At 71.4% G+C, this 12,817-nt stretch carries 16 protein-coding genes; 13 read left to right on the forward strand and 3 right to left on the reverse strand.

The window, feature by feature from the left end:
- Nucleotide 1 precedes the first annotated feature (1 nt).
- Complete coding sequence (gene trmD, locus RWH45_RS14080; protein ID WP_315995519.1) at nucleotides 2-691, forward strand: tRNA (guanosine(37)-N1)-methyltransferase TrmD; 690 nt, start codon at nucleotides 2-4, stop codon at nucleotides 689-691.
- Nucleotides 692-857: 166 nt separating this feature from the next.
- On the opposite strand, the gene map is transcribed toward trmD, so the two are convergent.
- Entirely contained in the window at nucleotides 858-1,640 is a 783-nt protein-coding gene (gene map / locus RWH45_RS14085) for a type I methionyl aminopeptidase (RefSeq protein WP_315995520.1), read from the reverse strand.
- A 116-nt stretch (nucleotides 1,641-1,756) separates the two neighbouring features.
- Between map and RWH45_RS14090 the strand changes: the two genes are divergently transcribed.
- The 9 genes from RWH45_RS14090 (at nucleotide 1,757) to RWH45_RS14130 (ending at nucleotide 9,048) form a co-directional block, all read left to right on the forward strand.
- Nucleotides 1,757-2,248: an MFS transporter permease gene (locus RWH45_RS14090; protein WP_315995521.1), complete on the forward strand. Its 492-nt coding sequence runs from the start codon at nucleotides 1,757-1,759 to the stop codon at nucleotides 2,246-2,248.
- Between the two features lie 182 nt (nucleotides 2,249-2,430).
- On the forward strand, nucleotides 2,431-2,778 hold the full coding sequence (gene rplS, locus RWH45_RS14095) for a 50S ribosomal protein L19 (protein ID WP_094736597.1): 348 nt from the start codon (nucleotides 2,431-2,433) through the stop codon (nucleotides 2,776-2,778).
- A gap of 139 nt (nucleotides 2,779-2,917) precedes the next feature.
- Nucleotides 2,918-3,670 carry a signal peptidase I gene (gene lepB, locus RWH45_RS14100; protein ID WP_315995522.1) on the forward strand — a complete coding sequence of 251 codons (753 nt, stop codon included), beginning with the start codon at nucleotides 2,918-2,920 and terminating at the stop codon, nucleotides 3,668-3,670.
- Complete coding sequence (gene rnhB / locus RWH45_RS14105; protein ID WP_315995523.1) at nucleotides 3,667-4,320, forward strand: ribonuclease HII; 654 nt, start codon at nucleotides 3,667-3,669, stop codon at nucleotides 4,318-4,320. The genes lepB and rnhB overlap by 4 nt, the downstream gene beginning before the upstream one ends.
- A gap of 74 nt (nucleotides 4,321-4,394) precedes the next feature.
- Nucleotides 4,395-4,718 (forward strand): DUF2469 family protein, encoded by a 324-nt coding sequence (locus RWH45_RS14110; RefSeq protein WP_055836674.1) that lies wholly within the window; start codon nucleotides 4,395-4,397, stop codon nucleotides 4,716-4,718.
- 93 nt (nucleotides 4,719-4,811) lie between these two features.
- Nucleotides 4,812-5,174 (forward strand): YraN family protein, encoded by a 363-nt coding sequence (locus tag RWH45_RS14115; RefSeq protein ID WP_315995524.1) that lies wholly within the window; start codon nucleotides 4,812-4,814, stop codon nucleotides 5,172-5,174.
- The gene (locus tag RWH45_RS14120) at nucleotides 5,171-6,697 is read left to right on the forward strand and encodes a YifB family Mg chelatase-like AAA ATPase (RefSeq protein WP_315995525.1); all 1,527 of its coding nucleotides are present in this window, start codon (nucleotides 5,171-5,173) and stop codon (nucleotides 6,695-6,697) included. The genes RWH45_RS14115 and RWH45_RS14120 overlap by 4 nt, the downstream gene beginning before the upstream one ends.
- Nucleotides 6,694-7,887, forward strand: coding sequence for a DNA-processing protein DprA (gene dprA, locus RWH45_RS14125; RefSeq protein ID WP_315995526.1), 1,194 nt, complete (start codon nucleotides 6,694-6,696; stop codon nucleotides 7,885-7,887). The genes RWH45_RS14120 and dprA overlap by 4 nt, the downstream gene beginning before the upstream one ends.
- 144 nt (nucleotides 7,888-8,031) lie before the next feature.
- A complete protein-coding gene (locus RWH45_RS14130) occupies nucleotides 8,032-9,048 on the forward strand; it encodes a tyrosine recombinase XerC (RefSeq protein ID WP_315995527.1) in 1,017 nt (338 codons plus the stop codon).
- Nucleotides 9,049-9,212: 164 nt separating this feature from the next.
- On the opposite strand, the gene RWH45_RS14135 is transcribed toward RWH45_RS14130, so the two are convergent.
- Nucleotides 9,213-9,437: a hypothetical protein gene (locus RWH45_RS14135; protein ID WP_315995528.1), complete on the reverse strand. Its 225-nt coding sequence runs from the start codon at nucleotides 9,435-9,437 to the stop codon at nucleotides 9,213-9,215.
- Nucleotides 9,438-9,459: 22 nt separating this feature from the next.
- Here RWH45_RS14135 and RWH45_RS14140 point away from each other — a divergent pair, with 22 nt between their 5' ends.
- Nucleotides 9,460-9,759 carry a hypothetical protein gene (locus RWH45_RS14140; protein WP_315995529.1) on the forward strand — a complete coding sequence of 100 codons (300 nt, stop codon included), beginning with the start codon at nucleotides 9,460-9,462 and terminating at the stop codon, nucleotides 9,757-9,759.
- A 346-nt stretch (nucleotides 9,760-10,105) separates the two neighbouring features.
- On the opposite strand, the gene RWH45_RS14145 is transcribed toward RWH45_RS14140, so the two are convergent.
- Complete coding sequence (locus RWH45_RS14145) at nucleotides 10,106-10,621, reverse strand: murein hydrolase activator EnvC family protein (protein WP_315995530.1); 516 nt, start codon at nucleotides 10,619-10,621, stop codon at nucleotides 10,106-10,108.
- A gap of 315 nt (nucleotides 10,622-10,936) precedes the next feature.
- Here RWH45_RS14145 and rpsB point away from each other — a divergent pair, with 315 nt between their 5' ends.
- Nucleotides 10,937-11,830 carry a 30S ribosomal protein S2 gene (gene rpsB, locus RWH45_RS14150; RefSeq protein WP_315995531.1) on the forward strand — a complete coding sequence of 298 codons (894 nt, stop codon included), beginning with the start codon at nucleotides 10,937-10,939 and terminating at the stop codon, nucleotides 11,828-11,830.
- A 155-nt stretch (nucleotides 11,831-11,985) separates the two neighbouring features.
- Nucleotides 11,986-12,813 (forward strand): translation elongation factor Ts, encoded by an 828-nt coding sequence (tsf, locus tag RWH45_RS14155; protein ID WP_136585461.1) that lies wholly within the window; start codon nucleotides 11,986-11,988, stop codon nucleotides 12,811-12,813.
- Nucleotides 12,814-12,817 lie beyond the last annotated feature (4 nt).

Genomic DNA, 12,817 nt, shown 5'->3' on the forward strand with positions numbered 1-12,817 from the left:
CGTGCGCATCGACGTCGTGTCGATCTTCCCGACGATCTTCGACGCGCTCGAGGTCTCCCTCCTCGGCAAGGCCCGGCAGAGTGGTCTCCTCGACGTGCAGGTGCACGATCTTCGTGCGTTCACGCACGATCGACACCGCACGGTCGACGACACCCCGTACGGCGGCGGCGCCGGAATGGTGATGAAGCCGGAGCCGTGGGGCGAGGCCCTCGACGCCATCGTCGGCGAGGCCGATCCGCGCCCCGTGATCGTCTTCCCCTCTCCGGCGGGCGAGCGTTTCACCCAGTCGATAGCCCGTGAGCTGTCCACGGCCCCGCACCTGGTCTTCGGATGCGGCCGGTACGAGGGCATCGACGAGCGCGTCTTCGACTACGCGTCCGAGCTCGGCGACGTACGGCTTCTCTCGCTCGGCGACTACGTCCTCAATGGCGGCGAGGTCGCCGTCATGGCGATGATCGAGGCCATCGGCCGGCTGGTGCCCGGCGTGGTCGGCAACCCCGAGAGCCTCGTCGAGGAGTCGCACGAGGACGGCCTGCTCGAGTACCCGTCCTTCACGAAACCCGCGACGTGGCGCGAGCGCGAGGTACCCCCGGTGCTGCTGAGCGGCAACCACGGCGCCGTCGCGCGCTGGCGCCGTGAGCAGCAGCTCGAGCGCACGCGGACGCGTCGCCCCGATCTGCTCGCCGACTGAGCGTCCGCGTTCCGGCTCCGGCGGCGTCCAGCCGCCACCTCGTGTTGGCCGCGCCCGACGTCGGCGCGTTCCGCGACCGGCGGACGCCGCGATTGCCGTGCGGTGCTGCGCGGCCCGAACGCGACGGATGCCGCGACCCCGGGGCCGCGGCATCCGGAACACGAACTCAGTCGACGCCGAGGAACGACCGGTCGGTGAGCACGATCGGGCCGGCGGCGGTGATCGCGACGGTGTGCTCGGAGTGCGCGCCGCGGGAGCCGTCGGCGCTGCGCAGCGTCCAGCCGTCGGGGTCGGTCACGAGCTCGTCGGTCGTCTGGAGGAACCACGGCTCGAGGGCGACGACCAGGCCGTCACGGAGGGGATACCCGCGACCCGCCTTGCCGTCGTTCGCGACGTGCGGGTCGCCGTGCATCGTGCGCCCCACGCCGTGGCCGCCGAAGTCGGTGTTGATGCTCAGGCCCTCGGCGTGCGCCACTGCGGCGACGGCGGCGGAGATGTCGCCGATCTTGTGACCGACCGTCGCGGCGTCGATCGCCGCGGCGAGGGCGCGCTGCGTGGTGTCGATGAGGGCGAGGTCCTCGTCGCGGGGCGTGCCGACCACGAACGATACGGCGGAGTCGGCGACCCACCCGTCGACGGAGGCGGCGAAGTCGAGCGAGACGAGGTCTCCGTCGCGCAGGACGTAGTCGTGGGGGAGCCCGTGCAGGACGGCGTCGTTGATCGAGGTGCACAGCACCTTGCCGAACGGGCTCGCGCCGAACGACGGGTGGTAGTCGATGTAGCAGGACTCCGCCCCGGCCGAACGGATCATGTCGTGCGCGCGACGATCGAGGTGCAGGAGGTTGGTGCCCACCTTGGTCTCGTCGCGCAGCGTGGCCAGCACCTCCGCGACGAAGCGACCCGCGGGGCGCATCGCGTCGATCTCGGCCGGCGTACGCAGTTCGATCATGGTGGTTCCCTTTCGTCGAGCTTCCATTCTCCCCGATCGATGCGGATGCCGTGGGCTCGGGCGCGGCCATGGACTTCTCAAAGGTGCCGCACATGGTAGCGCCCTAGCATCGGCTCATGGTGCTGCGCCGTCTGTTCTTCCGCTGGATGTTCCCGGCCGCCGTCGTGCTGCCGCTGTGGCTGTTCGTCGGCTGGATCGTCTTCTCGGGCGGGAGCGGGTGGGCGCTGCTCTGGCTGTTCGTCGCCATGCCCGCCGTCTTCGTCTCGCAGCTGCTGCTGTCGCTGCTGGTCCGCGCACGGGGCAGCGTCCGCGAATCCCGCGCGGTGTCCTGGCGCGACGCGGTCGGCATCGGGCTCTGGCACCTCGTCATCGTCGCGCTCGGACTGTTCGACTCGCGGGTGTTCTTCCCGCTCCTCGTGCTGTCGGTCGTGGGAGCGCTCGTGCTGTTCTGGTCATCGCTCGCTCAGGTGTGGAACGAGGCCCGCGGCGCCGTGACCGTGCTGCACGCGACCGATGGCACCGCGTACATCCCGGCGCCGCAGGAGCGTCCGCAGCAGAGGGTCGACGGTGACGTCATCGTCGTGTCGGAGTCGCGACGCGCGGAGTGATCGCCGCGTCGCCGCTGGCGCACGCACGTTTTGGTCGCGACGCCGGAACATGGCAGAATGATCCTTTGTGCCCTGACCGGCTCTGCCTCAGGGGAGTCCGCCGCATCCGCGGCTCGGGCACGCCTCACCTTTTCCCTTTTCATCGTGCGATCGACCTGTGGCGGTCGCAGGAAGTGACGATCATGCAGATCCTCGACTCCGTCGACGCGGCTTCGCTGCGCTCCGACATCCCCGTCTTCGCCCCCGGCGACACCGTCAAGGTGCACGTCAACATCACCGAAGGCAACCGCTCGCGTATTCAGGTGTTCCAGGGCGTCGTCATCGGTCGCTCGGGCGACGGCGTGCGCGAGACCTTCTGCGTCCGCAAGGTCAGCTTCCAGGTCGGCGTCGAGCGCACCTTCCCGGTCCACAGCCCCGTGATCGACCACATCGAGGTCGTCACCCGTGGTGACGTGCGTCGCGCGAAGCTCTACTACCTGCGCAGCCTGCGTGGCAAGAAGGCCAAGATCAAGGAGAAGCGCGACCGCTGAGTCGACTCTCTCGAACGCCCCGTGGGTTTCCCCACGGGGCGTTCGGCGTTTTCGCGGCGACGCGGTCACGGTGCGGCACGCGGGTGTGCGACCCTTGTTGCTGCGGTTCTCCGGTGTGCGGGAACCCGGTGAAGGAAACATGAGCGACCAGACCGCCTCGACCCCGGATGCCGTGTCCCCGGCATCCCGTTCCACCGTCCGCCGTCGAGGCTGGGGGTCGTTCCTGCGCGACCTCGTCGTGATCGTGGTCATCGCGCTGCTGGTGTCGTTCCTGGTCAAGACGTTCGTGGTGCGATCGTTCTACATCCCGTCGGCGTCGATGGAGAACACCTTGATGATCAAGGATCGGATCCTCGTCGACGAGCTCACCCCGCGCTTCGGCGAGTACTCCCGGGGGGATGTCGTGGTGTTCCGCGATCCGGGTGGATGGCTCGACACGGCCCCGGCCCCGGAGCGGTCCGCATTCGTGGAGGGCGTGGACTGGGTGCTGTCCCTCTTCGGCCTGTCGGCCCCCGACAGCGACGACCACCTCATCAAGCGCGTCATCGGCACGCCGGGCGACCACGTCGTCTGCTGCAACGCCCTGGGGCAGACAACCGTCAACGGCGTGCCGCTCGACGAGAGCTACGTGCGCCTGGCGCCGGGAGCCACGGCTCCCGAACCCGTTCCCTACGACGTCACCGTGCCCGACGGTTCCCTCTGGGTCCTCGGCGACAACCGCAACAGCTCGCGCGACTCGCGCTTCAACCAGGCGCAGCCGGGGCAGGGCTTCGTTCCGATCGACAACGTCGTCGGCCGCGCGTTCGTCATCACCTGGCCCTTCGACCGGTTCGGGCTGATCGATTTCCATCACGAGGTGTTCGCGGGGGTCCCCGCGCCGGGGCAGCAGTGATCGAGCCGACCCTCACCCTGGAACGCCGACTGCTCAAGCAGCACGCGATCGTCATCGCGTGCGACGAGGTCGGCCGAGGGGCGCTCGCAGGCCCGGTCGCCGTCGGCGCCGCCGTGGTCGATCCGGCCCGCTCGCGTAAGCGCGTGCCGGCGGGTCTGCGCGACTCGAAGCTCGTTCCCGAGGCGCGCCGGCCGGAGGTCGCCTCCCGCGCGGCGGCGTTCGTGCAGCACAGCGCGGTCGGGTGGGCGAGCTCGGTCGAGGTCGATGAGATCGGCATCATCCGCGCGCTCGGGCTCGCCGCGGTCCGCGCGATCGCCGACCTGCGCGCTCACGGCGTCGTCCCGGAGGAGGCCGTCGTCATCCTCGACGGCAATCACGACTACATCACGCCGGCGGGGGAGTCGGGTCTGACGGTGCGCCCGGTCATCAAGGCCGACCGCGACTGCGCGAGTGCGGCCGCGGCGTCCGTCATCGCGAAGGTCGCGCGCGACGCCCTCATGACCGGGCTGCACGACGACCTGCCCGTGTACGGGTGGGCGCGGAACAAGGGCTACGCGAGCCTCGATCACCGCGAGGCCATCTCCCTGCACGGCATGAGCACGCACCATCGCCATTCGTGGGCCATCGCGGCGGCGCCGACGCTGTTCTGACACCCGGGTGGACGCGCCCGGGCGGGTGCTCCCGTGCGGCTGCGGTCGTCGCGCGCGCCTAGGATGGGAAAACCATGGATGACGACGTCTTCGAGGATTACGACCGCGAACTCGAACTGGCCCTGTACCGCGAGTACCGCGATGTCGTGCGCCAGTTCACCTACGTGATCGAGACCGAGCGCCGGTTCTACCTCGCGAACGACGTCAACGTCGTCCGCCGCGACACCGAGCACGACTTCTACTTCGAGATCTCGATGACCGACGTGTGGGTGTGGGACATCTACCGCGCCGACCGCTTCGTGAAGTCCGTGCGCGTGCTGACGTTCAAGGACGTCAACGTCGAGGAGCTCTCGCGCCACGACTTCCAGCTGCCCGACGAACTGTCGCTCGACAACTGACGCCTCCTCCCCACTCCGGCCTTCCCTCGATCCATCCACCGACAGGGCTCCGGGCTCCACGGGGAGGATGAGCCTGCTGCCACGCTCTCGGGCATGGCAGCGAAAGACGACCTCGGCAGAGCCGGAGAAGACCGCGCGGTCGCCTATCTGATCGGCGACGGCTACCGCATCCTGGCGCGCAATTGGCGATGTCCACAGGGGGAGATCGACGTCGTGGCCGAGCGCAGCGGCACGCTCGTCGTCGTCGAGGTCAAGACCCGACGCAGCGAGGACTACGGTCACCCGTTCGAGGCAGTCGATCGACGGAAGGCCGAGCGCCTCTGGCGGCTGTCGATGGCCTGGCTCGCCGAGCATCCGCAGCACGCGCGCGGGCGTCGTCTGCGGGTCGACGTCATCGGCCTGATCGGTGACGATCCCGCCGACGCGCGCCTCGAGCACCTCGAGGACGCCCTGTGACGGTTGCGCGCACGTGGGCGGTGGCGATGACGGGACTGCGCGGCGACCTGGTCGAGGTCGAGGCCGACGTGTCGTCGCAGACTCCCGAGTTCGCGATCATCGGCCTGGCCGACAAGGCCCTGGGCGAAGCGGGCCGGCGGGTGCGCAATGCGTGCGCCAACCGTGGCCTGGACCTCCCCAAGCGGCGGATCACCGTCAACCTCTCCCCGGCGAGTCTGCCCAAGCGCGGCTCGGGCTTCGACGTCGCGATCGCCGTCGCGGCCCTCGCGACCTCCGTGCGGATGGATGCCGCTCACGTCGCCGACACGGTCCACATCGGCGAGCTCGGACTCGACGGTCGGCTGCGGCCCGTGGCCGGGGTCCTCCCCGCGGTCGTGGCGGCCCGCGCCGCGGGGCTGACCCGGGTCGCCGTACCGAAGGCGAACGCGGCGGAGGCGGCACTGGTCGACGGCATGGAGGTGTACCCGGCCGTCTGCCTCGCCGACGTGGTGCGCTGGCACGGGGGCAGCAGCGAGGCGCCCGACCTGGCCGCCGTCGAGCTGCCCGAATCTGCCGAACCGGCCGACGCCGTGCTCGATCTGGCTGACGTGGTGGGCCAGCGCGAGGCGGTCGAGGCCCTCGTGGTGGCGGCCGCGGGCGGGCATCACGTCCTCATGAGCGGACCACCGGGGGCCGGTAAGACCATGCTGGCCCGCCGACTGCCCGGCATCCTGCCGCCGCTCGACGACGAGGCGGCCCTGTCCGTCGCGTCGGTGCGCTCGCTCTCCGGCGAGACCGTGACCCGTCTGACGCGCGTACCGCCGTTCGAGAGTCCCCACCACGGGGCGACGGCGGCCGCGCTCATCGGGGGCGGCTCCGGAGTGATCCGCCCGGGCGCGATCGCGCGGGCGAGTGAGGGCGTTCTGTTCCTCGACGAGGGCGGGGAATTCCCGGCCTCGGTCTTGGACGCCCTGCGGCAACCGCTCGAGAGCGGGGTGATCCAGGTGCATCGCTCCGGCGTGGCGGCGACCTATCCGGCGCGGTTCCAGCTGGTGGTGGCCACCAATCCGTGTCCGTGCGGGCAGTACGGCGTCCCGGGAGCCACGTGCGAATGCGCCCCGCAAGCGATCCGCCGCTACACCCGGCGCCTGTCGGGACCGCTGCTGGACCGCATCGACATCGACCTTCGCCTGCAACGCGTCTCGTCGGTGCGCCGCGACTTCGCAGGCGCGACGATGACGACGGCGCATGCCCGGTCGCTGGTGGCGGAGGCACGCGCCCGTGCCGCGCGACGGTGGGACGAGACGCCGTGGCGGCGGAACGCCGATGTCCCCGGAACCTGGCTGCGCGGACCCGCTGCGCCGAGCTCCGAGGTGCTCGCGCCGCTCGACGTCGCGCTGCGACGAGGCGCCCTGACGCTGCGCGGATACGACCGCCTCATGCGCGTCGCCTGGACGGTCGCCGACATCGCCGGCCACGACCGCTTGGAGGCAGCCGACGTCGGTCGAGCGCTCTTCCTGCGGCGCGGAGCGAACGCCTCATGATCCCCATCGAACTGTCCGAGGCGTCGGCGCGCCGCGCGCTCGACGGGCTTCGCGAGGGCGTCGACCTCGGCGACGAACCGCTCGACCCGGCGGAGGTCTATGCGCGCGCGGTGTGGAGCGTGCTCGTCGAGCCGGGAGACAGCGAGGCGGGCGTGCTGATCGCGGCCGTCGGCGCCGCCGCAGCGCTCCGTGTGGTGATGGACGGCCGCGGTGACGCCCTCGACCGGGCACGAGCGCGATGGATGCCGAGACTCCAGGGTTCGGCGGTCGACGCCGCTCTCGACGCGGCTCGGCGATGCGGCGCCCGCCTCGTGGTTCCCGGAGATGAGGCGTGGCCAGCGCGCTTCGGAGATCTCGAGGCGCACGCCCCGGTCGCCCTCTGGCGACGGGGGAGAGGGACGCCGTCGGATGCGCCCGCGGTCGCTCTCGTGGGCGCGCGTGCCGCGACCGCGTACGGCGAAGGTGTGGCGGCCGATCTCGCCGCCGAGCTCGCGGCGGCAGGTGCGGTGGTGATCTCCGGCGCCGCCTACGGCATCGACGGCGCGTGCCACCGGGGTGCGCTGTCGATGGGTGGCACGACGGTGGCCTTCCTCGCCGGAGGGGTCGACCGCCCGTACCCCCGCGGACACGAGGGTCTTCTGGAGCGGATCGCGGCGACGGGGGCCGTGTGGAGCGAGACCCCGTGCGGAGCGGCGCCGACGAAGTGGCGGTTCCTCGGGAGGAACCGCCTCATCGCGGCGATGGCCCACGCGGTCGTCGTCATCGAGGCCGGCTGGCGGAGCGGATCCCTGAACACCGCCGGCCACGCCGCGATGCTCGGCAGGCGGCTCGGGGCGGTGCCCGGTCCGATCACGAGTGCGGCGTCGGCCGGATGCCATCGGGTGCTGCGCGAATTGGACGGCGTGTGCGTGACGTCGGCGGCGGACGTCCTCGAAATGCTGGGAGCGGACGGCCCTCCCGCGGGCGACAGTGGGCGCGCCGCCGATGCCGGCAGGACCGATGACACCACGAGGCTGTTCGACGCGCTGTCGCCTCGATCGGCGAGGTCGGTCGACGATGTGGCACGACGGAGTGGACTCGCCCGTGACGATGCCGCCGTCCTGCTCGGCTTCGCGGAGTTGGAGGGTCGTGCCGTCCGCGGCGACGACGGCGCGTGGCGTTCGGTGACGCGGGGGAGTACTCGGCCATGAGAGGGGGCGACGCCGCGTCCGGCTGCAGCGCGGCGGTCCTGGGCGGAGCGCATCGTCGGCGACGGGCCGAGGGCCGGGGCACCGGCTCGCGCGCTTCCCGCGCGTCACCCGCGGCTCGGCGACGGCGGGAGTCAAAGTGGGAGGGTGCGTACATCCGCGGTGGTCGAGGGCTATCTGTCCCACCTGGCGGAGGTGCGCCGCCTCTCGGCCGCGACGGTCCGCGCCTATCGGTCGGATCTCGACGACCTGGTGCGCGTCCTGAACGATCCGCCGATCGCCGAGATCGGGGTCGACGACCTTCGCGAATGGCAGTGGCGCGCCTCGCAAGCGGGCAAGAGCAAAGCCACCGCGGCTCGACGCACCTCGACGGTGCGCGGGATGTTCGCCTGGGCGGGCGACGCCGGCCTCGTCACCGTCGATCCGTCCCAACGGCTCGTCTCCCCCAAGCGCGGGCGGACGCTCCCCGCCGTGGCCACGCAGGACGCGCTCTCGGAGGTGCTCGCCGCGGTGGCCGAGTCGGCGACGCAGGGCGATGCCGTCGCTCTCCGCGATCACGCCCTTCTCGAACTGCTCTACGGCTCCGGGGCGCGGGTCTCCGAGGCATGCGGACTCGACCTCGACGACATCGACCACGAACGGCGGACCCTCCGGCTACGCGGAAAAGGCGACAAGGAGCGCGTCGTGCCGTTCGGACTGCCGGCCGAGCGCGCCCTCCAGGCCTACCTCGTCCGGGCTCGGCCGGTCCTCCGCGCCCGGAGGGAAGCGCAGGCGTCCGACGATCTCCCCCGCAGCGACCGGGGGCGCCCCGACGCAGCCCGTGGCGATGGCGGTCGGGCGGCCCGCTCCAGCTCGGGCGGCGCTGCACACGGCACGGACCGCGACGCGCGAGCTGTGTTCCTCGGAGCGAAGGGGTCGCGCCTGGGACCGCGCGCCGTCCATGCGCTCGTGTCGCGCACCGTCGGTCCGCGGCTGGGGACCGACGTGCTGGGCCCGCACGCGCTCCGGCACTCCGCCGCCACACACCTCCTCGACGGCGGCGCCGATCTGAGGGCCGTGCAGGAGATCCTGGGCCACGCCAGTCTGGGGACCACTCAGATCTACACGCACGTCTCGGCGGAGAGGCTCCGGGAGGCGTACCGTCTCGCCCACCCTCGAGCCTGAGCCCGGCGGCCCCCGGCTGGCGTGCGCGACCCCGCACCCCGTAGCGTGGGAGCCGTGCCGTCCCGTCGAGTCGTCGCCGCTGTCGCAGGTGCGTTGTTCGCCTGCGGTGCGCTCACCGCGTGTGCGATGCAACCCCAACCGGTCGAGACGCGACTCCCGCCCGGTTACGGAGCCTCGGACGCTTCGCCGACGGCATCCGTCCCGACGGCATCCGTTCCGTCGCCCTCGGTCGTGACGCGCTCGCCGGCCCCGGACGCCGATGCGACATCCGCGCCGCTGGTCACCGTCACTCCGCAGCCCTCGAGCCCCGTCGCCGACCCCGGCGCGCTCTCGTGCGGCGACGGCGGCAGCCAGAACATCTCGGGCTCCGAGCGATCCGTGCGTGTCACGGGCACGTGTTCGGAAGTGACCGTGTCGGGGTCGGCCCTCACCGTCGACGCCTCCGGGGCGTCCATCGGCACGCTCCGGATCTCCGGCGACCGGGCGCGTGTCGTCGCCGCCGGAATAGACATGGTCGTGGTGCAGGGGAACGACGGCTCGGTCGAATCCTCAGGCGGGATCGGAAGCGTCGACCTCAGCGGCGACCGTACGTCGATGCAGGCGGCGGGTGCCATCTCGGCGGTGACCGTTCGCGGGCAGGACAACGTGGTGCGCGCCGGTGGGGGCATCGGAACGACGACGATCGAGGGTCGCGGCAATCAGATCGGGTGATGCCGGTCCTCGACCGGGCGCCGGTGAGGCCGATCTTCGCCCGACACGGGGGAGCACGACGGGGCCCGAGGCGGCGCCCCACGAACGGGAGCGGTGAGGCCGACCTTCGCCCGACACGGGGGAGCACACGAGCCCTGTTGCAGCGCCCCGAACGGCAGCCGGTGAACCCGATCCTCGCCCGACACGGGGGAGCACCAGGATGTCCGAGCGGCGCCCTGCGACCGGGCGCCGGTGAGCCGATCTTGGCCCGAAGCGGGGCAGGACGGGGACCCGAGGCAGGGGCCCGGGGTGACGCCGACACGGGGAGGAGCGCCCCGGAACGACACCGCGAGTCATCCTCCGCCGCTCAGCAGCACGGCAGGAGCACAGCGCGTGGCACGCCGCCGAGAAGACGGAGCGGATTGACGTACTCGCCGTCGAGGCGGACCCCCAGGTGTACCGTCGCGGGCGCGGTGTGCCCGCCCTCGGCGACCATCGCGAGCGGCTGGCCCCGCGCCACGTGCTCACCGACCGCCAGGTCCGAGACGACCGGCTCGAACGAACTCACCAGGCCCCCGCCGTGGTCGATCGTGAGCACCCCGCGCCCCGCGACCGCGCCGACGAAGGCGACGACCCCGTCGGCGGGAGCGCGCACCTCCGTGCCGGCGAGGTCGACGCCCCGATGGCCCGGACCGTAGGGGTGCGCGGGGGCCTCCCACCCGCGCACGATCCTCACCGGAGAGACCGGCCACACCCAGCCGCGCTCGGCGAGGGGGGCCGCACCGTCCCCGCGAGCCGGGGCGTTCATGCCGACGAGCGCTGCGCACAGGGTCAGGATCACGACGATCGCAGCGAGGCGTCGGCGCGCGGAAGGAGGAGTCATGGCGGGGAGTCTGCCCCTCCCCGTCACCTCCGCGTGGCGGCCGCGGCGCGAATCGGGACGGACCCGTGCGCGCACGCGGTGGGGAGGAGGCGTCCTGTATGCTGGGGGATGCATCCCGCACGTCGGGATGACTCCGCGTGCCCACAGCGCATCGCGTCTTCTTCCCAGAAGCCGCACCGCGCGGCATCCACACCCCATGGTCCTCCGCTCCGGCGGGTGGCGGGTGTGCGCCGGGCACCAGGCTCGCCGGACGGTCCGTCCGGCGCGAATAACCGCAACCACGGCGCGAAAGCGCCCAGAAACAGGAGTACGACCATGGCCGTCGTCACCATCCGCCAGCTGCTCGACAGCGGCGTTCACTTCGGACACCAGACCCGCCGGTGGAACCCGAAGGTCAAGCGCTTCATCCTGACCGAGCGCTCCGGCATCCACATCATCGACCTGCAGCAGTCGCTCGGCTACATCGACAAGGCGTACGAGTTCGTCAAGGAGACCGTCGCGCACGGCGGCACCATCCTCTTCGTCGGCACCAAGAAGCAGGCGCAGGAAGTCCTCGCCGAGCAGGCGACCCGCGTGGGCCAGCCCTACGTCAACCAGCGCTGGCTCGGTGGCCTCCTCACCAACTTCCAGACGGTGTCGAAGCGCCTCGCCCGCATGAAGGAGCTCGAGGAGCTCGACTACGAGAACCCGGCCGAGAGCGGCTTCACCAAGAAGGAGCTCCTGCTCAAGAAGCGCGAGCTCGACAAGCTGCACAAGTCGCTCGGCGGTATCCGCAACCTGCAGAAGACCCCGTCGGCCATCTGGGTCGTCGACGCCAAGCGCGAGCACCTCGCGGTCGACGAGGCCAAGAAGCTCGGCATCCCCGTGATCGGCATCCTCGACACGAACGCCGACCCCGACGAGTTCCAGTACCCGATCCCCGGTAACGACGACGCGATCCGCTCGGTGAGCCTGCTCACGCGCATCATCGCCGACGCCGCGGCCGAGGGCCTCATCCAGCGTCACCAGCCCGCCGGTGAGGAAGAGGCCGCCGAGCCTCTCGCCGAGTGGGAGCGCGAGCTGCTCGAGACCAACGCCGAGACCACCGAGGCCGCGACCGAGTCGGCTGACGACGCCGCCGGCGCCGAGGCTCACGACGAGGCCGTCGCCGCCGAGTCGGGCGAGACCGCGACCGAGGTCGCGGACGCCGAGGCCACCGACAGCAAGTAAGCCGCACGACGCCGCCGTCACCCCCGCGTGCACGGCGCGTCACCCGCACAGGCTACGATCCGGCGGGGTCGTGACAGCCCCCTTCTCGTGAGGGCGGCGACACGGCCCCGCCGGGCCCACATCTAGAACGCAAACGACAAGGAGACCGCCACACCATGGCAAACTTCACGATCGCCGACATCAAGGCGCTGCGCGAGCAGCTCGGCACCGGCATGGTCGACACCAAGAAGGCGCTCGAAGAGGCCGACGGCGACGTCGAGAAGGCCGTCGAGATCCTGCGCCTCAAGGGCGCCAAGGGCAACGCGAAGCGCGCCGACCGTTCGACGAGCGAGGGCCTCGTGGTCGCTCGCGAGAACGCCGGCTCGGTCACGCTGCTCGAGCTCGCCTGCGAGACCGACTTCGTCGCCAAGAACGAGCGCTTCATCGCTCTGGCCGACAAGGTCGTCGACGCGGCGGCCGCCGCCGGTGCCGACTCGGTCGAGGCCGCTCTGGCCGCCGACGCCGAGGGCAAGACCGTCGAGCAGCTCATCTCCGACGAGGCCGCGATCATCGGCGAGAAGGTCGAACTGCGCCGCGTGCGCACCATCTCGGGCGACAAGTTCGAGGTCTACCTGCACAAGACCAGCAAGGACCTGCCCCCGCAGGTCGGCGTGGTCCTCGCCTACACCGGTGACGACGCCGAGACCGCTCGCTCCATCGCGCAGCACATCTCGTTCGCCAACCCCTCGTACCTCACCCGCGACGCCGTGCCCGAGGCCGACGTCGAGAAGGAGCGCGAGATCGTCACCGAGATCTCCCGCAACGAGGGCAAGCCCGAGGCCGCCCTGCCGAAGATCGTCGAGGGACGCGTGAACGCGTTCTTCAAGCAGGTCGCCCTGCTCGACCAGGACTACGCGAAGGACAACAAGCTGTCCGTCGCCAAGGTCGCGTCCGACGCCGGTCTCACCCTGACCGACTTCGCCCGCTTCAAGGTCGGCGCGTAACCCT

The organism is Microbacterium galbum (assembly GCF_032464915.1).
GTDB classification, from domain to species: domain Bacteria; phylum Actinomycetota; class Actinomycetes; order Actinomycetales; family Microbacteriaceae; genus Microbacterium; species Microbacterium galbum.

What these genes read in the sequence shown, in the direction of transcription:
- map (WP_315995520.1), bottom strand. Translation starts at nt 1,640, where the DNA reads ATGATCGAACTGCGTACGCCGGCCGAGATCGACGCGATGCGCCCCGCG.
- RWH45_RS14090 (WP_315995521.1), top strand. Translation starts at nt 1,757, where the DNA reads ATGGTGCTGCGCCGTCTGTTCTTCCGCTGGATGTTCCCGGCCGCCGTC.
- rplS (WP_094736597.1), top strand. Translation starts at nt 2,431, where the DNA reads ATGCAGATCCTCGACTCCGTCGACGCGGCTTCGCTGCGCTCCGACATC.
- lepB (WP_315995522.1), top strand. Translation starts at nt 2,918, where the DNA reads ATGAGCGACCAGACCGCCTCGACCCCGGATGCCGTGTCCCCGGCATCC.
- RWH45_RS14110 (WP_055836674.1), top strand. Translation starts at nt 4,395, where the DNA reads ATGGATGACGACGTCTTCGAGGATTACGACCGCGAACTCGAACTGGCC.
- RWH45_RS14115 (WP_315995524.1), top strand. Translation starts at nt 4,812, where the DNA reads ATGGCAGCGAAAGACGACCTCGGCAGAGCCGGAGAAGACCGCGCGGTC.
- dprA (WP_315995526.1), top strand. Translation starts at nt 6,694, where the DNA reads ATGATCCCCATCGAACTGTCCGAGGCGTCGGCGCGCCGCGCGCTCGAC.
- RWH45_RS14145 (WP_315995530.1), bottom strand. Translation starts at nt 10,621, where the DNA reads ATGACTCCTCCTTCCGCGCGCCGACGCCTCGCTGCGATCGTCGTGATC.
- rpsB (WP_315995531.1), top strand. Translation starts at nt 10,937, where the DNA reads ATGGCCGTCGTCACCATCCGCCAGCTGCTCGACAGCGGCGTTCACTTC.
- tsf (WP_136585461.1), top strand. Translation starts at nt 11,986, where the DNA reads ATGGCAAACTTCACGATCGCCGACATCAAGGCGCTGCGCGAGCAGCTC.